The following is a 24,668-nucleotide window of genomic DNA, read 5'->3' as shown; positions in this document are numbered from 1 at the left end:
CTGCCGGCAGCAGTTCAGCCGGCAGCCTCCCGGCGCACGCGCGCCGGGCAAATACAGATGAGAATGAGAAAGGCGGGTTGAAAGGGTTTCAAGACATACTCCTTATGCGACAGCTCCCTGAAAATGAACATTAATCATACACAACAGGCTTCGCTTAAAAACCCTGCAATGGTCTTTTCAGACGACCGCCAGCACGCTTTGCCTTCAGCCCTTAGACCCCAGCCGGCAGGCCCGGAACGCGTCGCGCGGTCCGGTGAAGCTTACCGGCTCTGCCGGTTAGCTGAATGGGGCTGACGACCCGTTCAGGGGAGCCGAAGGGGGCCCTTATCCACATCTTCCCTGCACATCCCGCGCGTAAAGCTGTGGATAAACATCTGCAGCCCTTTCCCGATGGTGCATGCAAACAAACGGTTAATTTATGAGCTGTCGTTTCGCTGTAAATCTTTATAAATCAATGGCTGTATTTTCTTCCCGACGATGAGGATCAAGCGACTTCTTGCGCGTATCAGGAAGCCAGCCAATAATACTGTAAATACATACAGCGCTTTAATAGGGATTTTAGCTATGTTTAACGCCTTTGAGTTGATGCACCCGGCGGACAATCCGCCGCCCAGCTTCAGGCCTCTTTTCCTGGAACGTGTGCCCTGCGGGTTTCCCTCACCCTGTCAGGACTACGCGGAACAGGAGCTTGATTTAAACGAATATCTTATAGCCCACCGGGCAAGCACCTTTTTCCTGCGCGCGCAGGGCAACAGCATGCAGGACATTGGCCTGTACGACGGCGACCTGCTTATTGTCGATCGCTCCCTGACGCCGGAGCACAACGACGTGGTTATCGCCGAGCTTTACGACGAATTCACGGTAAAGCGCCTTTTGCTTACACCGAAGGGGCCCGTTCTGCAGCCCATGAATCCCGCCTATCCCGTTATCATTCCAGACCCGGACACGCTTGAGATCTTCGGCGTAGTGGCGCACTTCGTGCATACCCCCCGCAAGAGGAACTGACATGTTTGGCCTGATTGACGTAAACAGCTTTTACGCCAGCGCGGAGAAGGTATTCCGGCCCGACCTGAAAAATGCGCCGGTGGCCATCCTGTCTAACAACGACGGCTGCGTTATCGCGCGCAGTAAGGAAGCCAAAAAGTACGTGAAAATGGGCGATCCGTGGTTCAAGATAAAGAATCAGCATTTCCCTGAGAAAATCCATATCTTTTCAAGCAATTACGCCCTATACCACTCAATGAGCACCAGGGTGATGTCCTGCATCGAGGAAGTTGTGCCGCGTCTGGAGGTATATTCAGTGGATGAGGGGTTCTGCGACTGTCGCGGCATGGAAATGGCCATGCCCTATGAGGATTTTGGCCGCATGATCCGCAACCATGTTAAAACCTGCACCGGGCTGACCGTCGGCGTCGGCCTGGGGCCGACGAAGACGCTGGCGAAGTCAGCGCAGTGGGCCGGAAAGGAGTGGCCGCAGTTTCGCGGGGTGCTGGCGCTCACGCCGGGCAACCCCAGGCGGACAGAGACGCTACTTTCACGCCAGCCCGTGGGTGCACTCTGGGGCGTAGGTTCCCGGCTTGAAAAACGCCTGCAGCTGCTCGGCGTGACAACGGCGCTTGACCTGGCACGCACCTCCCCTTCTTTCATCCGCAAGAATTTCGGTGTGGTACTGGAGCGAACGGTACGCGAGCTCAACGGTGAATCCTGCATCCCGATGGAGGATGCGCCCCCGCCCAAACAACAGATTGTCGTGAGCCGCAGCTTCGGCGAGCGCATCACGGAATATGACGCGATGCGTCAGTCCGTCTGCGCGTACGCTGAACGCGTGGCGGAGAAGCTGCGTGAAGATCGCCAGTTCTGTCACCACGTTTCCGTTTTCATCCGCACGTCGCCTTTTGATACCGGGCAGCCCGGCTACGGTAACACAGCGTTTGTGAAACTGAGGGTGTGCACGCAGGACACGCGCAACATCATCGAGGCAGCGGTAAACTCTCTGGACGCTATCTGGCGCCCGGGCTTTCGGTATGCGAAGGCGGGGATCATGCTCAGCGAGCTGCGGCCGAACGGTGTGGCGCAGCTGAACCTGTTTGACGATGAGGCGCCGCGCGCAGGCAGTGAAGCGCTGATGAGCCTGATGGATTCCATGAACCGTTCCGGCCGCTACAGCATAGGCTTTGCGGGTAAAGGAATTGACCCTGACTGGAAGATGAAGCGGGAGTTACTTTCCCCTGCCTGGACTACGAGCTGGGGTGATATCCCGACAGCCAGAGTTTGCTGAGTATCGATAAGAGTTAGCAAGAAGATAAAATAATAAATTATTAAGAAATTATCTTAACAAGATAACAATATCGTCAAGTCAGCCTCGCACATCTTATTAGGATAACAAGATATTATCTTATTTTTTTAGTGGTGCATTGGGACTGATGGTTTTCATTAACAGAACTGGCTGTCCTCTTGAACAGGTCAGGTTGCTACGGTAATGCCTTCATCACAGGGAAGCTTATTCTTTGAGAAGAAGAAGCAGAAGTTGCTTCAGTACTATGAGCTGCGTACGAAAATACAGCATTGCGTCCGCATTTACATAACCACAAAGGAAATTAACAACATAACAAATTAGTATGTTGTTAAACACTTATAAAACAACAAGTTATTAGCATAAAATTATCTTGTTAAGATAACATATTGATATTATCATAAGGAGATAACTTATTAACTAGTGAGGTTGTTATGATCATCGTTCTGGGCAGCCAGAAAGGCGGTGTCGGTAAAAGCACTCTGGCGGTTTCGATTGCTGCCTGTCTGAAATCAACCGGTAAATCGGTCATTATTGTCGATGCCGACGACCAAAAATCGGTACTTACCTGGTATAACAACCGACCTGAATCTCTACCTCACATTCCAGTGACAGGCGCGACAGGTAACATCAAGGCAATGCTCAAGGAGCATGCAAAATCCTATGATTATGTCATTGCCGATTGTGCAGGACGAGACAGTGCAGAAATGCGCAGCGGTTTAATGTCAGCAGATGTCTTTATCTCTCCACTGCGACCCTCACAGATGGATTTGGATGTTGTGCCTCATACCTGTGAAGTTTTTACCGCAGCCAAAGATTTCAATGAAAATGTCAAAGGTTATCTGGTTCTGAATATGGCTCCGACCAACATGTTTGTGAACGAAGCTCATCAGGCTGCAGAAGTGCTTGCTGATTATCCACAGATGCAACTGGCCCAGTCGCGTATCTGCGATCGTAAAGCTCACAGGGACGCCTGGGCAGAGTCTTTGACAATATTTGAAACCCAGAATGACAAAGCTCGCGAAGAAGTTGCAGCCCTGGTTAAAGAGGTGATCCTGTGAAAAACCGAGCGAACACTCCACCAAAAGATGAAAATGCTTTTATTAACGGCGGCACGGCTGGCCTGAATGTCGTGCCGGAGAAAGTCAGCACAGTTAAAACTAAGGCCAAGCCGGTAAGCATCTCTTTCGCAGACACAAACCTGAAATCGATTGATAACTGCATCCGTGATGAAATGAACAATACAGGTCATCGTGTTAATCGTTCAGATGTGGTTCGGGCAGCAGTTATGGCCTTCGAAAAGCTCCACCAGAATGAGCGATCTGAACTTATCCAGAAGGCAAAACTGCAGTAACTATCATAAAAAACATTATCTTACTATCTTAGTAAGATAGTAAGATAATTCAATCATCATTGTTGTCTAGTTCTGACCAGTCAATATGTATGTAGAGGCCTAAGTATTAAACCATTACAAGGCATTGAAATATAAAAAATATCCAAAGCAGCAACTTAACTAATTGTCAAATTAACAACTTATTAAGTTGATATGTTATCTGATGGGCGCGGGTTCGTTCAGACATGGAGAAAGGAGAGCAAAGTGCGCTGAAGGTGATCCCATTATGGCCAGGTTTAACCATAAATGGTTCTCATCTGCCGGACAGTCTAAAACAACAAACGTTATTTCACAGTCATTATTTCAGCAAGACAGGTTGTGTAGCGCGGAGACAGCATTTCACGTTTCATCTGCCAAGTATTATCTGTGCCCTGACCTGCGAACCAGACTTTACTCAGTCCGGACCTGTTTATCTGATCCACAGCAGACATCAGCGCATCGGCATTAGCGCGCGGCAGCTGCTGGCTGAACATATCAAGTTGGGCCACGCCCGATTGATAAAAATCTCCCAAGGTGACGCCAGCTTTTGCATACCTGTATCCGTCTCGCCATATACGTTCGAGGGCTTGCAGAGCAAAGCCGATAATATCCCGGGTATCACTGGTAGGATATTCGCAAGTCATCGCTGCTGCATTGGCATACTGAGGCTCGTTTCCGTATCGGCCGGTTGCGACCGAGACAGTGATGTGTCGGCATTTGGAGCTTTGCTCACGTAATTTCTCTGCCGCGCGAGTGGCATACGTGACAACAGCCTGCTGCAGCTCGTCAATGGTTGTCACGCGCTGCCCGAAACTTCGGCTTACCACTATCTGCTGTTTTGCTGGCGGCGCGTCTTCTAGCGCCAGACAGGATTCGCCGTTAAGCTCGCGCACTGTCCGCTCGACTATTACGTCAAAACTTTTACGAATGACGCTGGTATTACTGTCAGCCAGTTGCAGTGCCGTACTGATATTCATTGCATGCAGCCGTTTGCTAAGTCTGCTACCTATGCCCCATACATCATCCACGCTGACCAGCGCCAGTAGCTTGCGCTGCCGGTCAGGGCTGGAGAGATCAACGATGCCATTCGTTCGGATCCATTTTTTAGCAGCAAAATTTGCCAGCTTAGCCAGCGTTTTGGATGGACCAAATCCTACGCCAATCGTTAGTCCGATCTCTTTCTTTACCCGATCACGCATCTGCCGTCCAAATTCTTCAAGCGGCATATATGCGGCTATGCCGCTGACATCCAGAAAGCTTTCATCTATCGAGTAAATTTCCTGGCCTGGTGCCATTTCACCTAGGATAGCCATCATTCTGGCGGACATGTCGCCATACAGAGCGTAGTTAGAGCTAAAGATATGGACGCCATTCTCCCGAAAGTAGCGTTCATTTTTGAAAAGTGGGGCACCCATTTTAATACCCATGCGCTTGGCTTCAGCAGAACGGGCAATCACGCAGCCATCATTATTTGACACTACGCATATGGGTTTACCTCGCAAATCGGGTCGAAACACCGTTTCGCAGGACGCGTAGAAATTATTGGCATCGGCCAGTGCAAACATTTTTTAAACCCCGGCTGTTCTCGCTCATTACAGCATATACACCCCATAGCTTATCTGGGTCATTCATCTGGCGGATGATTGAATCCCAGTCCCGCGACATCGGTAAGCGCATAGGCTACAACGCCCCAGACAGGCAGTTCCTGGCTTTCATCGAGCAGAGTAATTGTCTCATCTCCTCTGAGCTCTTGCAGCGCCGGTACGGGGTTTATAAGAAGCCTGCGAAGCACGAGTTCTCCTTCAATCTCAGCGATAATGATGTGTCGATGTTGAGGGGTGATCGCGCGATCGATGGCCAGAACTGAGCCCTGCATAATTCCTGCTTCAGGATAACTGCTGTCGCTACGAACAAGGAACGTAGAATGAGGAGATAGTGTGACCAGATCGCCCAGATTGAGCCGCTGTTCTGCAAAGTTTTGTGCGGGGTTCTGAAAAGCCATCTCAGCTCCAATATCCTTAAAATTAAGAGAGTTAGAAAATTTTTTATCCACATATTCAGTAGATAGATCAATTCTTTTAGATCATATAGAGATCAAGTAAAGATCAATAAAGATCACCGCCTCCGTAACCTGATGATAGGTAAATAGAAAAGAGCACTTTGGGCGGTCACTTTCATAAGTATAGCGGTTACTTTCATAATAAAAGCGTTTACTTTCATAAATTAGGCGGTTACTTTCATAACCCAAAGGCGGTTACTTTCATAAATCTGGATATTATTTGCTCATTCGGTGTGGATAAATGGAAAAAGCACAGGAAAACAGTGAGATAGAAAGCCCTTTTTGCATCATTAAAAAAGAGTCAAACACAAGTTATGAACTAACACCAAACAGCAACAAGTCTGTTCAACCTGTGGCTCTACTTCGCCTCAGCGTTTTCACACCTGTCGCACCCAAAGAAAAGGGTAAACGCGACTTCCTAATTGATGCGTCAGAAGAACTATCAAGTCTGGAAGTGGCAAGACAGGAAGGTTACACCAACATTAAAATTCAGGGGGCAAAGCTAAGCATGTCCACTGATTTTAAAACATGGATCGGAGTGATTTCTGCCTTTTCAAAGTACGGCTATAGCAGTGAGAAAATCACGCTGCCGTTCTCTGAGTTTGCACGGATGTGTGGCCTTAAGCCTACTGATATTAACGGAAGGGCCCGCGCACGATTGCACGATTCACTTTTTAATCTTTCAAGTGTAACCCTATCTTTTCGTGGAAAAAATACCAAAAAATCGTTGGTAACTCACCTTGTACAGCGAGCAGTGCTTAATCATGAAACCGACCAGGTTGAAATCGTTGGCGACAGTAGTTTGTGGGAGCTTTACCGCTACGATCATAAAGTTTTGCTCGGGCTGAAAGCTCTTTCTGAGCTGTCCCGCAAAGAAGCTGCACAGTCACTGTATGTGTATCTGGAGAGTATGCCGGCCGGCTCCCTGTATATCTCGATGAAGCGTTTTCGTGAACGTCTGGCGCTTGAATCGCAGATCAAAGACCAGAACGCCATTATTCGACGAGCACTGGCTGACCTGGTAAGAATCGGCTATCTCGACTTTACCGAGTACAAAAAAAGCAGGGAAATCATGTTTGTTATCAATAGCCGTTCGCCAAAACTTCAGGCTATTGGAAGAGCGACCAAAAAATAGCGGTTACTTTCATAATAACGGTAGGGCGGTCACTTTCATAACGACTGCTGCGCCGGGTAGGGTACATTCATAAGACCTCCTCGCAGAGTAGGGTACTTTCATAAATCAGTGCCGGTAAGGTAGGGTGCTTTCATAAAACAGGCTCTACGGGGCACGGTGTGTTCCACAAAAACCGCTCAAATGGCGTTTTGGAGAGCGAAAATTTATGAAAGTGACCACCTTTAAGGCGTGGTTTATGAAAGTAACCGCCGTACCTGAATGAAGGTGGTGTCCCTTATGAAAGTGACCGCCTTTATGAAACTGACCGCTTAGTGACGATGTTTATGACCCTCACCAGCTCAGGGTATGAATCAACATAACTTGTATGGAGTGCTTAGCCGGAATGGAAATAGCTCAGGTATACGTAACAGGTAGTGGTGACCCGCATACTCGACTTGGCTTCGCGCGCGTATTGATCGAACAGGGCTCTGATCTTACCCACGAATAGTGGACACACGACTAAGTGAGTAAACTCTTAACCAGAGGTGACTCATGACAAAACCAGCATCAACCAGTAAGAAGCCCCGCAAACAGTACACGCCTGAATTCCGCAACGAAGCCCTGAAGCTTGCGGAACGTATCGGTGTTGCTGCCGCTGCCCGGGAACTCAGCCTGTACGAATCCCAGCTCTACGCATGGCGCAGTAAGATTAACAATGCCCGCAGCTCTTCCGAACGTGAGCAGGAAATGTCCGTTGAAATTGCCCGTCTTAAGCGCCAACTGGCGGAACAGGCAGAGGAGCTGGCCATTCTCCAAAAGGCCGCGACATACTTCGCGAAGCGCCTGAAATGAAGTATGTCTTTATTGAAAAACATCGGGCTGAGTTCAGCGTCAAAGCCATATGCCGGGTACTGCGGGTCGCCCGTAGCGGCTGGTATGCGTGGCGTCTGCGTCGTCAGCAGATAACACCACGTCAGCAGTTCCGGCTCGTCTGTGATACTGCTGTCCGTCAGGCATTCACTGAGGCAAAACAGCGTTATGGTGCGCCTCGTCTCGCTGACGAACTGCCTGAGTACAACGTCAAAACCATTGCCGCCAGCCTGCGGCGTCAGGGGCTTCGCGCAAAAGCGGCCCGGAAGTTCAGCCCGGTCCGATACCGCGAACATGGCCTGCCGGTGTCTGAAAATCTGCTGAAACAGGATTTTTACGCGAGTGGCCCGAATCAGAAGTGGGCGGGTGACATCACGTACTTGCGCACGGACGAAGGCTGGTTGTACCTGGCGGTGGTCATTGACCTGTGGTCCCGTGCTGTCATCGGCTGGTCGATGTCGTCGCGGATGACAGCGCAGCTGGCCTGCGATGCGCTACAGATGGCACTCTGGCGACGTAAGCGCCCGGAAAATGTCATCGTGCATACGGACAGAGGCGGGCAGTACTGTTCGGCAGACTATCAGGCGTTACTGAAGCGGCATAATCTGCACGGTAGCATGAGTGCCAAAGGATGTTGTTACGACAATGCCTGCGCGGAAAGCTTCTTCCACTCGCTGAAGGTGGAATGTATCCACGGGGAACGCCTTATCAGCCGGGAAATCATGCGGATGACGGTGTTTAATTATATCGAGTGTGATTACAATCGGTGGCGCCGACACAGTGCCTGTGGCGGACTCAGTCCCGAACAATTTGAAAACCAGAACCTCGCTTAGGGCCGTGTCCACATTACGTGGGTAGGATCACTCCCGGAAAACGCCGTTTATCTTTAACTATGAAGACACGACCTATAAGCGCAGCCAGATTCAAGGCATGATTGATGCTGTACTGCAGCTTGATTGTCCGCACCATGTAGTATTCATTAGCGCCTCACCGCTGGCGCTGGAAAAGGCTGAAATTGGCGAGGGACCTAACCGGGATCTTATCTACGAGCTCTATCGCGTTCTGTCTGCAAAGGGCTGTACGCACGTATTTGATTTCCGAGTAGGGCAGGCAAAAGAGATAAACAAATTTTTATCTGCACACAAAGCCTGAACTTAATGCTTTATGTTTGAAGTAGAATGAGCGTTGAGCTTTTGTTTCGGATTTTATTGAAATTTCAAAGCGTTGGAGCTGTACACAACCGGCCAGAAGCTTTTGACGACACATGAACATGCTGTCTTAATCTGGCTTAGATGTTTTCTTAGCCCTAAATAACAATTAACGACTTACACGGCTACTTGAAGGATATTGAATGTACGAAAACTATACAAAAGCACTCGCAGTGCTAGAAGTTCTGGAGTGGGCAGAAAGGCGTATTGCCACTAATAAACCTTTAAGGCTGGTTGCGAAATTGCGCCGTGAAGGGCTCTATCTTGAAAAGTCAGTCGCTTATTTAATGGACTCACTACGTCCTAATGAAGCACTTCGCTTTCGGAATGCTATGGCTATCACTATCACTGAAAGCCATTTTGCGCGGCTAAACAAAGAAGATCGAGAATTTATTAGAATAGAAGGTCCGGCAACTACTGGTTTTTATCTGGCTTATATCAATGGCGATCATGAGAAAATCATAGAGTTAGCGCGTCAAATGCTTTTAGGTATACGCAAATTTCGTGGTTACAGTCCTGATTTGATTGAAACGGCTTCAGTGCTGGTCACAGGGCCTACATGGGTAGTTAATGTACTGTTGCCCGAAATTGACCCCCGTTATCGCGCAATGATTGAGCCCCGCGTAAATATGCTCCTAGATTCGGCGCTCGAAATCGCCAAAGATCGCCCTATACCGGAAGCTTGTAGAGAACAACTAAAAAAGCTGAAAAATTCAGTAAGTTATTATCATAATTGAAAATTATTATGAAGTTTGACCTAGCTTAGCTTTAATCAAACAAAAGGAAATTGATATGGCTCCGAAAAAATCTAGAGCATCAAAAAGAGCAGCGACGGTTTCTCATACAGTGAAGGTGCAGGATTTTCTAGCTAACTTTCCAAAATTTATACCATTAAATCTGTCCATGCATGAATCCAAAAATTCTCCTGCATTACCTGGAGGACACACACTGTTTAAGCACGTCGGAGCCACAGTTGCTGCACTACAAAATGTATGGAACATAAAGCCATCATCTAAAAAGGCCAGCAGCTTTTACGATAGCGATACAGCTCATGCTGCAATTACTCAGGCCATAGCGAGCCGTTTCGATACAGTGTTGGATTGGGCTTTAGATCCTGAGCAAGAAATGTGTACAATAAAGCATCAGCTATCATATAACTGTGGCATCATCATACTTCGCGATGATGTCAATAAAGTGATTGATACCTGTCAGTTATCGGTAACTTTTTTAAGATGCAAATCGGGCGTTTTTCCTCTACACCACGGCATTTTAAGCGCTTATCCAATTCTGGAGGACTTATAATGAGTTCATATCAAGCACTTGATACCCTAATGTCAGGGTACTTAGGCCCAGCAGGCTCCTATGTTACTGGAACTGAAGACGTTTCAGAAGCACTGACCTATTATTTTGAACATCAGCCAGCACACATCAAGCAAGAGCTTTTAGAGAATATTGAAGCTTTTTACGCAGATCAGGACAACATAAACGAAGCGTTTGAACGCCGCTATCGCCATTCCGACTATGATGGTAGCCCGCAAGAATTTCTATCCACTGTCGAAGCCAGAACGCGTCATGATTTAGGATTACAACCCGCGATCGCGGCAGTTACCACGGCAAATCAAATCGTACCCGGCAAGACATATCAAATTCGAGTAAGCGACAATGGTATGTTAGGGGGGATCAAGCGTTGGCTAGGATATGCTGAAATTGGGCGTGCCGTTATGACGCAAGCCGCAGTAAGTATTGGTGATGTGGTCGAGGTTGCTGTCGCTAAAGGTGGAAATGAGATTACGTTGAATGGCAGAAAAAGGCGAGTTCTAAACCGAGCTATTAGGCGCAAGCTTAACGAAGCTGATAGAGAGCCTAAGCCGGAAAAAAATCGCGGCTAGTATGCTATGGAAGCAGGTATAGAGGCGGTTAATCTTTGCCGCCCTAATCGCTGCTGCAATGGGTTACAAGGCGCCTCTTCCTATACAGAAAATGTCCTCTTTTATCTCTACGCCTTATCGTAGATGCAGCCTGCGGAAAAGCTCGATAAATCCGGCCGACGGATGAAGGCCATCGATCAGCACCACAGAATTTAATCATAAAGTTAAAGGTGTAGAATATTCGGTTTTGGCACAGGGTGGACATAAAGCGCGCACTTTTCTGGGCGGCGAGTAGTACCTAATCAGCCCCTTCTGTATGCCGCGCAGCCGCATGTAGGCGCCAGCCGGTGCTACATATCACTCTGAAGCAGAACTGCGTCGGTAGCGCGGCGCAGCCGATTCCTGACACCTATATCGCGTACCCGTCCCCACGGCTTGGCAGACGTCGTTGAAGCAGCGGTCATTCAGGCGCACTGAAGCCAGGCGGGCGCAGATGAAAGAAAGCCCCCGCGGCACTACCCCCCATACATGCCATTCTTGCAGCGCAAGACCTGTGAACGACTTAATGTCACATAAGATTCAGATTCCGCAAAAAAGGGTTTCCATGGCGTCATGCCGACAGGAAGGCAGGAAACAGAAAAATTGGGCTGTTACAGGGAAAGACACAAAGTGAGTGAGAAGCAGGCATCTGCCGAAGAGGAACGTTCAGAATGCAGAAGGGAGAGCAAAAGCTCTCCCTTCATTACGACAGGGTACACGTATGTATCACTGAAGGATTAGCCGCTGCCTAATCTGCAGATACTTGTTCTTTACGAACCGACCTCTGCGGGTGCCTACGCGGGACCCATCTGGATTTAAAGAGCGAGGGGCCTCAAACACACTCTTTGTATAAATATACGCCCTTGCTCTTTTTTGAGCAACCCTTTATTCAGCGCCCGGCAGAGCTAAACAGACAGGCTCCACAGACACTTGCGTGGGGATTAGCCTGACGGATCAAATCAGCAGCCGTGATCATGGTTGTGCCTGTCGCCAGGAGGTCATCAACAAGCAGTACGCGCGATGCATTTATGGTTAACGCACCCGTACTGATTTTAAGCGGAGTAAAAATGTGCCGGAACCCGACGGGTATATCTTTCATGGAAAATGCACCGTTAAAACCTGCGGACTGCAACTGCTTACCAACCCTGAAAGCGAGACGTTTATGATCCGCCACATCAATGTCAGCTCTGTCCAGCATAGTGAGTGCTTCCTCCACCGTAATTTTACAGAAGACGTTTCTCAGATGTGGAGCTGAAAACTTACGCGCAAATCGCGTTGCCACCATTGCACTGAGGGGATGTGAAGAAGGCATAGAGATCACCGCGTCGTAACCCTCTGTGTCCCGACTCACAATGTCGTCAAGAATAACGTCAAAGCTCCTGCTGAGGCGCAGAATGCTGGCAAGATCGGTCGTTAATCCCTGCTTACCTTTGAGAGCATAAATAATAGGGCAGTTATCACCCAGCATTTTCAGCCGGCGATCGCGCTGGAGCTTCGCAGAAGCCAGTCGTCTTCTGAATACGGACCAGATCCTCAGTTCCCCCACCCATTCTTCGGTAGGATTACCTGTCGGTTCCGTCACAAGCCAGTCTTTGCAGGCATGATCAACAACTACGTGTGTTCCATGAATGACTAATCCCACTGTCCCGTTCCCGTCCTGATGATGCCCACAATGATTATATAAATAGCGCCCGTTTTAACTGAATTTCATGTGTCTGTGCAACCCACTGCCGCTTTTGCGACCATCAGCGTGTGAGTGCATCATTACAGAGAAGCGTCCCCGTCCCTGATTTCCACTACAGCCGCCCGGGAAAGATAACTTACCGCAGACAATCGCGCTGGGATCGGAATATAACATCCGTCGCGCCGTGAGTGCTTTTTCGCAAAACCTGTCAGCGCGGGATCACCTGTTCAGCTGTTAGAATTCTGGTTCCCCAGCGTTATCCGCCTCAGGTCTAGGCTCCATCAAATCCTTAAAGGAAATGGTATGACTTCTGGGTTTCTGCTCTGGCGGAAGTTCGGCTATCCGAAGTTTCAACGGCATAGGGCTGACGATGCCACTGAATATACAGGTTCCTGTAGAAAGCGTAGGGATGGACTCTTCAGTTAGTCTGTCTATGTAAGAGACGGACTTTTCGATGGCATAAAGGTCGTTCTGGTTGATCAGGCGGTGAATAAAGTAGTTATGCGCCTGTGAAATGATGGTTGAAGATATATCATTTGGGCGCTGGCTGGAAATCGTGATAAAAACGCCAAACTTACGACCCTCTTTTATGATTTCTTCAAAGGTTTCAAGCCGATAATCCTTCCAGCTTTCTGTTTCCCGAAAAGAAATATTAGAAAGAATATTGTGTGCTTCATCGATAATCAGATGCAGCGTCGATGGAACATCAGACAGCTTCTTCATATTATAAGCCCACTTCGCTATCAGAAGTGGAAGCGTCTTTTTCATGGTGATATTCACCATGTTGAGGTTAACCACCGTAAAATTCTTTCCATTCCAGAAATCATTCTGCCCGGACGTATCAAAAATTTTTTCTATATCTTTCCGGTTAGTGTTCATTCTGTTGATGACCGGAGACAGGTGTTCGGGATTAGACTTATTTGAGAAAAATTCATAGATGAGCCTGAGCCACATGAAGTCAAGCAGACATTCTATCATATCCGCTTTAAATTCAAATTCGCAGGCCAACCTGTAAATATATGCTCGTTCAACATCTACTTCAGAACTAAAGTAATGCTTTTCATTTCTGATCTTCCATTTGAGCCCTAACGAATGAAACTCAAGATCTGAATATAATTCGGGGTCGTCACGGAAAATGGGACTAAACATCGCGTTTATCGATTCACTTTTAATTTTGTCGCCGCTGAACAGGTTATGCTTTATTTTTTTCTTTAGCATGTTTCGCATGAATTGTCGCGGATCTGCACTGCCCATGACTTCTGCCTGAAATTCCAGTACGCGCTTAAGGAACGGCTTCTGCGTTTTATCCGTGGCATCGGTCAGAACGGAGAGCATGTCATGCTCAAGCAAAACTTCCCGGGGGAGTGGAAGTTTATCGCCGTGTACATGATGCGTGTTCAGGTTATAAACTGTTTTCTCGTCAGTAATACAGTCCGGGGCGGTATATTCCCCGTTAAAGTCAAACAGGATAAACCTAGACCTTTCCTTATAGCGGTCGCCGAGCATGAGTTTTATCTGGGTAGTTCCGGCCTTATAAAGCGCGGCCAGCGTATTGGATTTCCCGCTGCCGGTGTTGCCGAAAATCGCAATATGCGAGTTGATCAGCCCATTAACCGGCAGCGCAATCTCAATGTTTTCAAGGTCCGTACGGGTGAACGTCATAACCGCTTCGTCTGCGCGAGCTATCTGATGAACGGTTTGTATCATGTCTTCAGTTACTACAAAGGCCTCGTTGCCGATAAGGGGAAGCTCACGGGCCCCACCTGTGAACGTTCCTCCCCGATCGATATACCCGGTCAGAGTTGCCGTGAGATAACGCCGGTAACGCCAGGCATCGCTGCCGCTTCCAGAAGGATGCTTTTCTTCAATCACCCGCTCGGCTTCTACTTTACCAATCAGGCTCATGAATCCTTTTTTTATTTCAATGAAGCTGCCCACCGAGACGTTTCTCAGGACTTTCCCCTGATAAAACAGGTCGCTGAGGTTCTTGTTTTTATCGACAAGAACAGTAACCGCGCGTCCGGATACCTCGCAGACTTCACCGACCCGCAGTACCGCTTCCTCATCAGTAAAATGCCCGCTCATCTCGCGCCTCCCAGATAGCACGTGATAATGTTATTCATGACTGGAAAGTCAACGTTTCCCCCCGGACGATAAACAACCTCAACGTTGGAATAATCACGAAATTTTTCCATGAAACCTTCAGCACTGACTTCGTTGTATGCAAATATCATCAACTTCAAAGTAGCATTACGCAGGGCCTTTTTGGTCAGTGTTTCAAGGTGTTCATCCGCAAAGGAAAAACCAAAAACAACCAGCAGGGTAGCTTCTTTATCAAGCTCATTAGAATAGGTCCTCAGCAAATCGTAATAAACGTTCTGCAGCAGCGTTTCTTTAAACTTCTCTTTCCGGGGGAGAATTAACTTGTGAGAAAGCACCCATGCTCTTTTTACTTCGGAATTTTTGAATTCTTTGGGTTCAAAAGACGGGAATTCATATATTATTTTGTTTTTTTCATTTAGCCACGATAAAGAGCCATGCATTTTAATAAGATTAATTGTAGGGAGTTCTACCTTGTAATTATATAAATTTCCCGTTGCACTTATCGTATGATAAAAGCTACCTGGATCAAATGAGGAATACCCCCATAAGTCTGCCCGCTTGCTGAAACCATCGTTCAGAACAATATTGCTGTTCCTTATGGAGGCGTCTTCGATGAACAGATCATAGTTAGTAGTGAATATATTAATACGCTTTGGCAAAAGCCCTGTGCGCCTGCGGGTTAAAATTCTCTCCAGCGAAGAAATAAAACTGTCATAATTTCCCTGAGTCTTAATGACATTTTCTTCAAATTCTGGAGTGAGTAGCACTTTTCCCTTTTTTCCAAGCAGGTATTCATGTGGACGCCATACGGTACCTAAAAATTCCGCAGCTTTATTAAAATAGCTTTCTTCATCATCCTTATTAATGAGATCCTGCAACTCATTTTCAATATTTCCTAGCACTGAAATAGCCGGGAGTGATGCCCCTGAGCCGATAAGAAAGTTGATGTTGGCTGACTGGAAGACCCTCTCGAAGTAGTCCCGGTCGTTATCATTGCCGTAATAGGCGCGCTTGACTGCCATCTGACCCGTCCCTGATGAATTAGGATTAATCTGTATCGCTTCATCTTAACGCTGCGCTGAACACTTTGACATCACTTCTTCAGCTGCCTGGCATTACCCCAATTATACCAAACATGCAGATCCGGGCCGCAGGCCTTGCGCCACAAGGCCTGACGGGATTTTTAGGGAAAAAAGGATCCTTCACGGGGTTTGGATAAGCCTCTATATTGCGGGTAAAACCAAATTTCGGATCCTTTCTGCGCGATTTATTGATCTGGCTCCCGCCGCCCCGCTGCGGGAAAATAGCCGCATAAATGCCCAGACAACGCTACGTGAAAAATTCCCCATGAACAGCACGCTTTCCCTGCAGAATTCACCAGAACGTGTCACCGCGCTCGCCTTCGCCCCGGGCGCGGATTTTGCAACCGCGGTGGCGCTGCGGCGCATGGCCACGGCGAACGGGGCCACGCCGTTCTATTTACTGGCCCCCGAGGTCAACGCGCTGCTGCACTATATGCCCGACAGAAAGCACCACTTTCTGTTCAGCACCCTCTGGAACACCGGGGCGCGCATCGGGGAGGCCTGCAGCCTGACCCCCGAGTCGTTTGTGCTGGACGGCCCCAGGCCGTTCGTGCGGATCCTGTCGGAAAAGGTGCGCAGCCGGCGCGGGCGCCCGCCCAAGGACGCGGTGCGCCTGGTGCCCCTCACGGATCCGGGCTACGTGCGCCAGGTGGAGAGCTGGCTTGCCACCGAGCGGCCGAAGCGGCGCGAACCGCTCTGGAGCGCGACCGACGAGACCATGCGCAACTGGCTGAAGGCCGCGGTCAGGCGGGCCAACGAGGACGGGGTGTTTTTCTCGATCCCGGTGACCCCGCACACCTTCCGGCACTCCTGGGTGATGCACCTGCTTTACCACCGCCAGCCGCTCAAGGTCATCCAGGCGCTGGCGGGGCACAAGGACGCGCGCTCGATCGAGGTGTATACAAGAGTGTTTGCGCTCGACGTGGCGGCGACGCTTGCCGTGTCGTTCAGCGGGGAGGGCGCCGAGGCGGCCGCGGTGCTGAGAAGCCTGCCGCCCGGCTGACAAGGACATTTGATAAAAAGGAGGAAACAGGATGGATGCTATCCTGACGCAGGCGTTTGAATGGTTCACAAAAAACGGTACGCCCGGCTGGCTCATCATGCCGGCGATACTGTTTGGAATGTGTGTGCTGGTCGTGCACAGCTGGCTCGTCCGGGCCGATCCTGCGGGCATTGCTCGCAGCGTGATAAACAGTGAAAAACGCCGGCTTGAGCACATGCTGACGCAGGAGTATCTCAACAGGGAAACCCGTGCGCTGATTGAGCGTGAACTTCGCCAGCGCAGCCTCTGGAAGCTCACCCGGCTTTTTAACCATCGCCTGCAGGATCTGGCCGTGCTGTTTGCCGAACGCTACAACGTGCGGGCCAGCTACCTGTCGCTCTGGCGCACCTGGCTCAGTGAACGGGAAGGTAAAATTCACTTCAACCGTACCTGGTATATGATTTGCCTCTGCTTGTCTGGTCTGAACGTATTCATCAGCACCACGCTGCTGATTGCGGCGGGGATCATTATCTTTCACGGGCTGAGCACGGGGCGGGCGATGCTGCTCATGCTTCTGATGACCGGCTTTATATGGCTGCCGTGGCTGATGCTGACGCTGGTTCCCCTGCCGGGCATGACGCGTCGGATGGAAGCGCAGCTGGCGGTCTTCAACAGTCAGCTGCCGACAGCAAATGATGAGGAGCAGGCGGCGGCCTGACGCCGCGCGGTGCGCAGGGCACTACAGGTATCCTGCGTCATATCCGCTTTATGGCAGGAGGTGACGCCGTCACGCTTAATTTCTGCCTTTCTACTTATGCGTTATGCGCTACGGCTGCTGCATCAGGTATTTTGACAACTGAGGCCGGCATATTCAGTAAGACGCAGCACGCCTCAGCGAAAGCGATCTGGCAGTAAATATTGCCGCCAGCGGCGCAGCCTTTCCGCCGCACTTACCGGGACAGGCTGCGTCAGGGAGATGAACTCCTCTGACAGGCTGGCCGTCAGCTCTTTCTGAAACTGCTTTACTTCAAGCAGCTGCTCATAAAGGGTTTGCCGGAAAGCAAGTTCATACTCTGCGCTGCGCATAACGTTTTTCATATCGCGCACAGGCTCACCAGGCATCGTGATCATCAGAAAGTCGTTGAAGGTATCCAGCAGGGGAGAAACGGTCTCATCCCAGCGTGTGCCTTCAGTGGGACGATGAAAGGCCAGCAGATGCCGACAGTGGCGAATTTTCGCGGTGTCGAGCGCCCGGTTACTCCCTTCCGTTACCGACACATGGTTGCCCAGCTCTTCTACGGAAATACGCAGCTCAGCGAGCGTTGTACCCGGACCGATCTGCTCGCCCTTCATCCTGAACGCCATCTCAATGATATGCATAGCAGAGCCTGCATAATTGCGAAGCCCGGTCAGCGCATCGCTGCAGTCGGCGGCAATGCTCTCAAGCCTGGCGGTGCGAATTTCCAGCGCTTTTTTCTGCACCTCGTTGCGCAGGGTAAACCGTGCAGCCAGCCAGACGCCGGCAAGCGTGACCAGCGGCGTTAATACGTCTTTAAACTCCATTTGCTGTCCTTTCAGGCTTTTACTGTTGCTGTCGCGCGATGCGCCGCTCAATGATACGCAGCTTCACGCTGTAACCGTCGTGATATTTCACCTGTGACTCAAGAAAGGTTTCCCGCTCCCGATGTGTCATGGTGGGCGGTGTCAGGTGGTATGCATTGCGAAGCATGCGGCTGAGAGCTGATGCCTGAAACCCCAGTCGGGCAAATATGCGCTGACGCTCTGCAAAATACTGATTGCCCGAACCGTCATCGGTTTCCCGTGCGTCTCTCAGTAACCCGGGGATATCATTCTGCTGATTTTCGATGGCGCGTGCCCCGTCAGTAACGACAAGAGGCAACAGCTCCCAGTCCCGGATTTCCGGTAACGCGAGCGTGGGATCCGGGCACTGATGGCTTCGCTCCCGGTAATCATATCTGGCAGGATCCATATAGTCGGGATAGCCGTTATCTGCTGCCGCGGCATAGCAATCTGTCACGTACCTGTTCAGAAGGCTGGCCAGCCGTGAGGCCGCCTCAGCCTGGTGCCGTCGCAGCTGTTTGCGAGTAAGCAGGCTGCCGACTAGTTTGCCGGCAGCAGAGTAAAGCGTGGTGAAAAGTTTCAGATATTCCACAGGAGTTAATACCTCGGATGCTGCTTTCGTGCCGTAAATTATGCCGGACACGGCCGGCCTCTTCCCTTAAAAACGGTTTTAAAGCAATTCGCGCCGCGGCATTGCTCTTCGTACGTACTGACAGGAGTCGTTTATCTGCTGCATGAATTACCTGTAACCTGGCGTTATTTCACTGTCAGGATCTCAGAGAGGCAGGTTGTATATCGCGGTGACAGCATTCCACGTTTCATCTGCCAGGCATTTTCCGTGCCCTGTCCGGCGAACCAGACCTTACCCAGCCCGGACCGGTTAATGCGGTCCACGGCTGACATCAGCGCATCAGCGTTCGCGCGCGGCAGCTGCTGGCTGAACATATCAAGCTGCGCCACCCCTGACTGATAAAAGTCTCCCAGAGTGACGCCCGCCTTGGCATACCGGTAACCGTCGCGCCACAGGCTTTCAAGAGCCCGCAGGGCAAAGCCGATGATATCCCGCGTGTCACTGGTAGGATATTCACAGGTCATTGATGCCGCATTAGCATACTGAGGCTCATTTCCGTATCGGCCGGTTGCGACCGACACACTGATGTGCCGGCATTTGGATCCCTGCTCATGCAGTTTCTCCGTTGCGCGAGTGGCGTACGTGACAATGGCCTGCTGCAAATCTTCAATGCAGGTTACCCGCTCACCAAAGCTGCGGCTCACCACAATCTGCTGTTTTGACGCCGGCGCGTCTTCTAGGGCCAGACAGGATTCGCCGTTGAGTTCGCGAACGGTACGCTCCACGATTACGTCAAAACTTTTCCGGATCGTGCTGATATTACTGTCAGCCAGCTGTAGCGCCGTACTGATACCCATTGCATGGAGCCGCCTGCTGAGCCTGCCGCCGATCCCCCAGATATCATCCACCCTTACCAGGGCCAGCAGCCGGCGCTGCCGGTCAGGGCTGGAGAGGTCGACAATGCCGTTTGTCCGGGTCCACTTTTTAGCGGCAAAGTTAGCCAGCTTGGCCAGCGTTTTGGAAGGGCCGAACCGAACCCTACACCGATGATCAGTCCGAGCTCCTTCCTGACCCGGTCACGCATCTGGCGGCCAAATTCTTCAAGGGGTAAACAGGCTGCTACTCCGCTTACATCCAGAAAAGATTCATCGATCGAATAAATTTCCTGTCCGGGTGCCATTTCGCTCAGGATCGCCATCATTCTTGCAGACATATCGCCATACAGCGCGTAATTAGAGCTGAAGGTGTAAACGCCATTGTCCCGAAAGTAGCGCTCGTTTTTAAAAAGCGGGGCGCCCATTTTGATGCCCATCCGTTTGGCTTCAGCCGAGCGGGCAATCACGCAGCCGTCATTGTTTGATACAACGCAAATGGGTTTTCCACGTAGATCTGGCCTGAATACCGTTTCGCAGGACGCATAAAAGTTGTTGGCGTCAGCGAGTGCAAACATGTCTCGTCTCCAGCTAAGGGTTGCTCATTACAGCTTATGTACGGCGAAGTTTTAGTTAGTCACTGACTGGATGAGTGAAGCCCTGCCCGGCAATATCGGTCAGCGTGTAGGCCACAACGCCCCAGACAGGCAGTTCCTGACCTTCGTCGAGCAGGGTAATGGTTTCATCGCCTCTCAGCTCCTGGAGAGCTGGAACCGGATTTATAAGCAGCCTGCGAAGCACCAGCTCTCCGTTGAGCTCTGCAACAATGATGTGCCTGTGCTGAGGTGTGAGTGAACGATCAACGGCAAGGACTGACCCCTGTAAAATGCCAGCTTCAGGGTAATTACTGTCGCTACGCATAAGAAAGGTTGAGTGAGGCGACAGTGTGACCAGATCACCCAGACTGAGCCGTCGCTCTGCAAAGTTTTGTGCAGGATTTTGAAATGCCATGTGCAGCTCCCGTACAGACGATATATGAGTCAGGTTTTTTACAGTAACTGCAAGGGGATCCACAAATCCTTTGTGGATCCCCTTGCAGTTGAACAAGCCGCAGGCGCGTTAGCGGTTTTTTAACGCATATCTGAAACGGCTCAATGACTTATCCACATTTCCACAGGACAGATCCAATTATTTATCCATTCAGATCCTTACAGAACCTAAAAGATCCAGGATCCATTGATCCCTTGCCAGATAAGGCCTGCTGAGGCGATCTGATGTTTATAAACGGGGAAAACATGTTTGTAAACCGGATAAAAATGTTTACTTACGGGGAAAGTGTGTTTATAAACGGGAAGATAAATGTTTGTAAACGGGATATCCGCTTCAGCCACTTTTTCAGGCTTATCACCTGTGGGTAAATTCTTATATGCATAGTAAAAACAAGGTATTACACCTTACGGATGTCTTAAGTGTAAGTACCAGTGGCAAAAAGTTAACCCCAACCAGTAGCAGTACGGTTCAGCCCGTTGCACTTATGCGCCTCGGACTTTTTGTGCCCACTCTCAAGCGTAAGGGTGCCAATGTCGAAAGTATTACCATAGATGCGTCCAAAGAGCTTGCTGAGCTGGAATTAGCACAGGCTGAGGGTTATTCCGATATTCGAATTTCCGGCCCGCGCTTATCGATGGAGACGGATTTCAAAGTGTGGGTTGCTATCATCGTCTCCTTCAGTCGGTATGGAGAAACCACGAACTCTATCGAGTTGCCCTTCACGCAGTTCGCTTCCTTTGCCGGTTATCCCGATAAAGAAAAAACAACGGTTCTGCGTACCCGAATCTCAGAATCCCTGACCCGCTTACGTGGAACTACGATCAGCCTTTCCTCCAAGAACAAGAGTAAACATACCGTCACAGGCCTTCTTCAGCGTGGGCAATACGATATTGAGGCCGACACGATAAAGTTGCAGGCTGATGAATCGCTCTGGGAACTTTATCGCATCGATAACCAGGTCTTACTGCAAATGATCGTGCTAAGACGTCTTGCAAACAAAGGATCTGCTCAGGCGCTCTACACTTTCATTGAAAGTCTGCCGCAAAAACCACTTCCGCTTTCGTTTACCCGCATCAAGAAGCGTTTGTTGCTTACCTCAGCGGATGCGCAGCAAAATCGAACCATTAAGAAGGCTATTGAAGATTTGCAGTTAACGGGCTATCTCGACGGATCCGTCATCAAAAAAGGCAAGGAATGGTATCTGAACATTCACAGTCGTAACTCACGCTGTAAGGGAATCGAAGATATTGATTTTTTATCTGATTTCACTCAATAACGCACCTCCAGAAAATGTGTTTATAAACGGGAAAACTCTGGTTGATGATGGCTTGGGCTAAGCAGGCAGGTATGTTTATAAACTGGGTAAACTGTCCGGCAATCAACCCGGCGCGAGTTTTTGTGGTTGTATACTGGTGAAGAGGGCCTGAGCCTTACTGTCTGTCTGCTTACTCGGGTACTTTTATGTTTATAAACGGGATGAATAGAGCCTGTTTCGGCTTAACCAGGCAAATATGTTTATAAACCGGACAGAAACATGCTCGGTGAGTCGCTCTGTCTGTCTGGGATAAATGCTTTGCCAGTTTATAAACATTTCAGGGATGATAGCTGTGTCACACCTGCAGTAAGTGACGCTGATATGAGCTTGTCCGGTTTACAAACACCCGTTTGGTGCTCGTTCCCGTTTACAAACATTTTTAGATTTTGGCGTTTTCCTGTTTATAAACATCTGATGCTGCTGAGCTGTGAAGTTTGCCCTACTGAAAACCCTGAGACAGGGCCTGTGACGAAACTTAATGAAAACAGTACATATCTATGCAACGTGCAGTTGCAACGAACAGAAGCGCGTGGGTCTGGCTCACGTGCTGATAGAGCGGGATAATGTGAAAACGCCGATGACGTTTCACTATCAGGATACCACCTCAAAACGCAGCTTAGTGCAGGGGTTGATCGACGGCGTCTTGCAACTGAATGAACCCTGTCATGTTGTTCTGGTTACTTCATAACGTCTGGCCCTTGAGAAGGCCGCTGCTGGCAAAGGCCCGAACCGCGAACTTATTTATGAACTGTACCGTGTTTTGTCAATGAGGGGTTGTACATATGCGTTTGACTTTCGCGAAGGTCAGGGGATCCAGCTGAATAAATTTATTCAGCTGGTCAAAGATTTGAATGCTGGACCTCTTAGAATGCTTTTTTCCGGATCCTGCTGAGAGTAGCGGCAGGGTGTTATTAGTTACTTAACAAGAAATATTAACAACGTCATAAAAGGGGTATCCCCGATTTTGCCTCTACGATGCTTTTAACGCAGCTGACCAGCCCCCAGGATTAGATACAACCTTCAGTTAGTAATGTCAGTTGGTTTTTCTTCATATTTCCCGTTTCGCCAGCACGCTGCAAATTCAGCCGGCGTTAGGTAATTCAGCGATGAATGTGGTCGACATTCGTTATAATCCTGCCGCCAGTCATTAATTATTTCCCGGGCATGTAGAATATCGCTGAACCAGTGCTCATTCAGGCATTCATCCCGAAATCGACCATTGAAACTCTCAATAAATCCGTTCTGCGTTGGCTTGCCCGGCTGGATTAAGCGCAACTCAACACCATGTTCAAAGGCCCATTGATCGAGCGCACGGCAGGTAAATTCCGGGCCTTGATCGGTTCTTATCGTTGCAGGATAGCCACGAAACAGCGCAATGCCGTCCAGAATGCGTGTCAACTGAACGCCTGTAATTCCGAATGCCGTGGTGATCGTCAGACACTCCTTCGTGAAATCATCCACGCAGGTCAGGCACTTAATCCTGTGGCCGCTGGCAAGTGCATCCATGACAAAATCCATCGACCATGTCAGGTTCGGCGCATTCGGGCGAAGAAGCGGAAGCCGCTCAGTCGCCAGCCCCTTGCGGCGTCGCCTGCGCTTTACACTCAGGCCGTTGAGATGATAGATGCGGTATACCCGCTTGTGGTTGACGTGAAGGCCCTCCCGCCGCAGTAGCTGCCAGATGCGCCGGTAACCAAAGCGGCGGCGCTCAAGTGCCAGCTCTGTGATACGTAGAAACAGCTGCGCGTCAGCAGCCGGACGCTGAGCCGAATGGCGGCAGGTCGACAGGGACAGACCTGCCAGCCTGCAGGCACGACGTTGCGACAGACCTGCGGCTTCACACATGACTTCCACGGCTTCCCGCTTCTGGTCTTTCGTCAGAACTTTCGGCCAAGAGCCACCTGAAGCGCCTCCTTATCCAGCATGGCTTCAGCGAGCAGCTTCTTGAGGCGGGCGTTCTCCTCTTCAAGTGACTTGAGCCGCTTCACTTCGGGAACTTCCATGCCGCCGAACTTCTTGCGCCAGGTGTAAAAGGTAGCGTCAGAAATAGCATGCTTGCGGCAGAGTTCCCGGGCTGAAACCCCGGCTTCGGCCTCGCGGAGAATACTGATGATCTGTTCGTCGGAAAATCGCTTCTTCATGGGGATGTCCTCATGTGACTGATGAAGACATTACTAACATCGCGGTGTATTAATCAACGGGGAGCAGGTCACATGACTTATTCAAGGCGTGCTCTTGAGGTAATTTACCGCGGTCATTTTTAACAGTTTCGGGCTGGGCAACTGTCTATGACAATGGTCAGCTCGGGACATTTACTAGGCATATTATCTGGAAATTAAAACTTAGCTTAACGTAGTTTATGTTAAATTAAGTGCTGATGAGTGATTTTACTGTATTATTTACTATCAGAAATGATGTTTCACTCCACCCTGCGCAAAATGAGGCTTTTCGCCACAAATCTGTACATGGCAATGCTGACTTGACGCTCAGATTATCTCTTCTGCATCAACCGCTGCTCTTCTAATATTATAAACATATCAATAAGTTTCGATAAAACTAATTTACATATCAGCCAAAGAGTTTAGTGTTGGCCTGTTTTATCTGT

23 protein-coding genes and 1 pseudogene are annotated in these 24,668 nt (G+C 49.7%); 14 read left to right on the top strand and 10 right to left on the bottom strand.

The window, feature by feature from the left end; all coding sequences use genetic code 11:
- Positions 1-564: 564 nt before the first annotated feature.
- The 4 genes from umuD (at position 565) to PVE98_RS23255 (ending at position 3,647) form a co-directional block, all read left to right on the top strand.
- Positions 565-1,005, top strand: a complete 441-nt coding sequence (gene umuD / locus PVE98_RS23270) for a translesion error-prone DNA polymerase V autoproteolytic subunit (protein ID WP_069729390.1) — start codon at positions 565-567, stop codon at positions 1,003-1,005.
- Position 1,006: 1 nt separating this feature from the next.
- Positions 1,007-2,278: a translesion error-prone DNA polymerase V subunit UmuC gene (gene umuC, locus PVE98_RS23265; protein WP_159222884.1), complete on the top strand. Its 1,272-nt coding sequence runs from the start codon at positions 1,007-1,009 to the stop codon at positions 2,276-2,278.
- 449 nt (positions 2,279-2,727) lie between these two features.
- Positions 2,728-3,354: a ParA family plasmid-partitioning AAA ATPase gene (locus PVE98_RS23260; RefSeq protein ID WP_040126210.1), complete on the top strand. Its 627-nt coding sequence runs from the start codon at positions 2,728-2,730 to the stop codon at positions 3,352-3,354.
- Entirely contained in the window at positions 3,351-3,647 is a 297-nt protein-coding gene (locus PVE98_RS23255) for a hypothetical protein (protein ID WP_069729392.1), read from the top strand. Before PVE98_RS23260 ends, PVE98_RS23255 begins: the two co-directional genes overlap by 4 nt.
- 323 nt (positions 3,648-3,970) lie before the next feature.
- Here PVE98_RS23255 and umuC (PVE98_RS23250) read toward each other — a convergent pair whose 3' ends face one another.
- Positions 3,971-5,230 carry a translesion error-prone DNA polymerase V subunit UmuC gene (gene umuC / locus PVE98_RS23250; RefSeq protein ID WP_069729393.1) on the bottom strand — a complete coding sequence of 420 codons (1,260 nt, stop codon included), beginning with the start codon at positions 5,228-5,230 and terminating at the stop codon, positions 3,971-3,973.
- Between the two features lie 59 nt (positions 5,231-5,289).
- Complete coding sequence (locus PVE98_RS23245) at positions 5,290-5,718, bottom strand: S24 family peptidase (protein ID WP_236566371.1); 429 nt, start codon at positions 5,716-5,718, stop codon at positions 5,290-5,292.
- Positions 5,719-5,965: 247 nt separating this feature from the next.
- Between PVE98_RS23245 and PVE98_RS23240 the strand changes: the two genes are divergently transcribed.
- The 6 genes from PVE98_RS23240 to PVE98_RS23215 all read left to right on the top strand — a co-directional run bounded on the left by PVE98_RS23240 (position 5,966) and on the right by PVE98_RS23215 (position 10,805).
- Positions 5,966-6,859: a RepB family plasmid replication initiator protein gene (locus PVE98_RS23240; RefSeq protein ID WP_069729395.1), complete on the top strand. Its 894-nt coding sequence runs from the start codon at positions 5,966-5,968 to the stop codon at positions 6,857-6,859.
- Positions 6,860-7,390: 531 nt separating this feature from the next.
- Positions 7,391-8,541, top strand: a protein-coding gene (locus tag PVE98_RS23235; protein ID WP_087924331.1) for an IS3 family transposase whose coding sequence is annotated in 2 segments (ribosomal slippage) — positions 7,391-7,649 and positions 7,649-8,541 — 1,152 coding nt in all. Because the reading frame shifts where the segments join, the coding sequence is not laid out codon by codon here.
- A gap of 97 nt (positions 8,542-8,638) precedes the next feature.
- Entirely contained in the window at positions 8,639-8,860 is a 222-nt protein-coding gene (locus PVE98_RS23230) for a hypothetical protein (protein WP_069729954.1), read from the top strand.
- A 199-nt stretch (positions 8,861-9,059) separates the two neighbouring features.
- A complete protein-coding gene (locus PVE98_RS23225) occupies positions 9,060-9,653 on the top strand; it encodes a hypothetical protein (protein WP_069729955.1) in 594 nt (197 codons plus the stop codon).
- 55 nt (positions 9,654-9,708) lie between these two features.
- Complete coding sequence (locus PVE98_RS23220; RefSeq protein WP_069729956.1) at positions 9,709-10,218, top strand: RNase A-like domain-containing protein; 510 nt, start codon at positions 9,709-9,711, stop codon at positions 10,216-10,218.
- Entirely contained in the window at positions 10,218-10,805 is a 588-nt protein-coding gene (locus PVE98_RS23215) for a contact-dependent growth inhibition system immunity protein (protein ID WP_069729957.1), read from the top strand. The genes PVE98_RS23220 and PVE98_RS23215 overlap by 1 nt, the downstream gene beginning before the upstream one ends.
- Before the next feature lie 907 nt (positions 10,806-11,712).
- On the opposite strand, the gene PVE98_RS23210 is transcribed toward PVE98_RS23215, so the two are convergent.
- From PVE98_RS23210 to PVE98_RS23200, 3 genes are all read right to left on the bottom strand, one after another.
- Positions 11,713-12,465, bottom strand: a complete 753-nt coding sequence (locus PVE98_RS23210) for a phosphoribosyltransferase family protein (protein WP_069729958.1) — start codon at positions 12,463-12,465, stop codon at positions 11,713-11,715.
- A gap of 276 nt (positions 12,466-12,741) precedes the next feature.
- On the bottom strand, positions 12,742-14,592 hold the full coding sequence (locus PVE98_RS23205) for an ATP-binding protein (RefSeq protein ID WP_159222883.1): 1,851 nt from the start codon (positions 14,590-14,592) through the stop codon (positions 12,742-12,744).
- Entirely contained in the window at positions 14,589-15,632 is a 1,044-nt protein-coding gene (locus tag PVE98_RS23200) for an SIR2 family protein (RefSeq protein WP_069729960.1), read from the bottom strand. Before PVE98_RS23200 ends, PVE98_RS23205 begins: the two co-directional genes overlap by 4 nt.
- A gap of 325 nt (positions 15,633-15,957) precedes the next feature.
- Between PVE98_RS23200 and PVE98_RS23195 the strand changes: the two genes are divergently transcribed.
- Together PVE98_RS23195 and PVE98_RS23190 are read left to right on the top strand one after the other, a co-directional pair.
- Positions 15,958-16,695: a tyrosine-type recombinase/integrase gene (locus tag PVE98_RS23195; RefSeq protein WP_069729961.1), complete on the top strand. Its 738-nt coding sequence runs from the start codon at positions 15,958-15,960 to the stop codon at positions 16,693-16,695.
- 31 nt (positions 16,696-16,726) lie between these two features.
- Complete coding sequence (locus tag PVE98_RS23190; protein WP_069729962.1) at positions 16,727-17,392, top strand: hypothetical protein; 666 nt, start codon at positions 16,727-16,729, stop codon at positions 17,390-17,392.
- Between the two features lie 173 nt (positions 17,393-17,565).
- Here PVE98_RS23190 and PVE98_RS23185 read toward each other — a convergent pair whose 3' ends face one another.
- The 4 genes and pseudogenes from PVE98_RS23185 to PVE98_RS23170 form a co-directional block, all read right to left on the bottom strand.
- A complete protein-coding gene (locus PVE98_RS23185; protein ID WP_159222882.1) occupies positions 17,566-18,237 on the bottom strand; it encodes a hypothetical protein in 672 nt (223 codons plus the stop codon).
- Positions 18,238-18,256: 19 nt separating this feature from the next.
- Entirely contained in the window at positions 18,257-18,898 is a 642-nt protein-coding gene (locus PVE98_RS23180) for a hypothetical protein (RefSeq protein ID WP_069729964.1), read from the bottom strand.
- Between the two features lie 113 nt (positions 18,899-19,011).
- Positions 19,012-20,276: pseudogene (gene umuC, locus PVE98_RS23175) on the bottom strand (translesion error-prone DNA polymerase V subunit UmuC).
- Between the two features lie 55 nt (positions 20,277-20,331).
- Positions 20,332-20,709 carry a phage repressor protein gene (locus tag PVE98_RS23170; RefSeq protein ID WP_069729965.1) on the bottom strand — a complete coding sequence of 126 codons (378 nt, stop codon included), beginning with the start codon at positions 20,707-20,709 and terminating at the stop codon, positions 20,332-20,334.
- Between the two features lie 415 nt (positions 20,710-21,124).
- Here PVE98_RS23170 and PVE98_RS23165 point away from each other — a divergent pair, with 415 nt between their 5' ends.
- Together PVE98_RS23165 and PVE98_RS23160 are read left to right on the top strand one after the other, a co-directional pair.
- On the top strand, positions 21,125-22,024 hold the full coding sequence (locus PVE98_RS23165) for a RepB family plasmid replication initiator protein (RefSeq protein WP_069729966.1): 900 nt from the start codon (positions 21,125-21,127) through the stop codon (positions 22,022-22,024).
- A gap of 517 nt (positions 22,025-22,541) precedes the next feature.
- Positions 22,542-22,751 (top strand): hypothetical protein, encoded by a 210-nt coding sequence (locus PVE98_RS23160; RefSeq protein WP_159222880.1) that lies wholly within the window; start codon positions 22,542-22,544, stop codon positions 22,749-22,751.
- A gap of 332 nt (positions 22,752-23,083) precedes the next feature.
- On the opposite strand, the gene PVE98_RS23155 is transcribed toward PVE98_RS23160, so the two are convergent.
- Positions 23,084-24,204, bottom strand: a protein-coding gene (locus PVE98_RS23155) for an IS3 family transposase (RefSeq protein WP_122983664.1) whose coding sequence is annotated in 2 segments (ribosomal slippage) — positions 23,084-23,946 and positions 23,946-24,204 — 1,122 coding nt in all. Because the reading frame shifts where the segments join, the coding sequence is not laid out codon by codon here.
- Positions 24,205-24,668 lie beyond the last annotated feature (464 nt).

This window comes from Pantoea sp. GABEPS69, assembly GCF_045780835.1.
Lineage (GTDB): Bacteria > Pseudomonadota > Gammaproteobacteria > Enterobacterales > Enterobacteriaceae > Pantoea > Pantoea septica.
Note: the sequence above shows the minus strand (reverse complement) of the source record. Positions and strands in the feature narration are given on the sequence as shown.